The 1,173-nt window shown below is 58.7% G+C and carries 1 protein-coding gene; it reads left to right on the forward strand.

Annotated features, from left to right (window positions below):
- A partial coding sequence (locus PARACOCCUSGL_RS0120080; RefSeq protein ID WP_010401006.1) for a S8 family serine peptidase occupies positions 1-1,036 on the forward strand: 1,036 nt, incomplete at its 5' end.
- Positions 1,037-1,173 lie beyond the last annotated feature (137 nt).

The following is a 1,173-nucleotide window of genomic DNA, read 5'->3' on the forward strand; positions in this document are numbered from 1 at the left end:
GGGTCACGTCTCGACGGAAATCAACAATCTCTCGCCCTGGAGCACAACCTCAGTGTTGTTTCAGGAGACATGGCCACTCAAGCCCGACGTAGTTTTTGAGGGCGGGAATCTCGCCCTGAATGGGGAAGCTATCGACTTCCCTGTTGCAGATCTTTGCTTGTTGTCAACGCACCACAAACCAGCGGAGAAGAGCTTCGCGCTTTCGTGGGCGACAAGCGCTGCAACGGCGCAAGTGGCGCGGATGGCAGCCATGATCAGTGCCGAGTACCCGCAACTCTGGCCCGAGAGCGTCCGAGGCCTGATCGTCCAGTCGGCGAGATGGACTAAGGCGATGCGGAAGCACATCGACGGTGCCGAGGGAAAGAAGGCCCGGGCGAAACTTCTTCGCCGATATGGCTATGGCGTACCGAATCTCCGCGCCGCACTTCGAAGCGCCGGCGATGCGCTTACCCTCGTCGCGCAGTCAACGATCCGCCCTTTCGCCGATGGAAAGATGCGCGAGTTGCATTTGCATGAACTGCCCTGGCCGAAGTCGGTATTGACGGAGATGGGAGAGACGCCCGTTCGAGTGCGGGTCACGCTGTCGTATTTCATCGAGCCCAACCCTGGCAGACGTGGTTGGAAGACACGTCACCGCTATGCATCACACGGCTTGCGCTTCGACATGAAACTTCCAACCGAGAGCACAGATGAGTTCCATAAGCGCTTGAACCAGAAAGCGCTCGAAGAAGACGAAGGGAAGCCCGCCCCCGCTGGGGGCCTGGCCGATTGGTACATTGGAGAAGCCCGCAACAAGGGCTCCGTTCACTCTGACATTTGGGTTGGCACCGCTGCGGATCTTGCTGAGCGCGGCGCGATAGGAATCTATCCGGTCTCTGGCTGGTGGAAGGATCAGCCCAAGCGCGATCGAAGCGGACTTGGTGCGCGTTACTCGCTGATTGTCACCATAGAAACCGAAGCCGAAGACTTCGACATCTGGACACCGGTCGCACAGGAGATTGGTGTGGCGGAGCTTGAGGCAGAGGTGGAATTGTAGCCTCTACGCACGACTTCGGCCCCTCTTGCTTCCACAGTGCTTCCACGAGTGTTGGAAACGCAAACGCCGCCCCGGAGGACGGCGCGTAAGCGTTTGGAAACGCAAAGGATTTTGGTTGCGGGGGTAGGATTTGAACC

The sequence above is a fragment of the Paracoccus sp. TRP genome, from assembly GCF_000185925.1.
Classification (GTDB): Bacteria; Pseudomonadota; Alphaproteobacteria; order Rhodobacterales; family Rhodobacteraceae; genus Paracoccus; species Paracoccus kondratievae.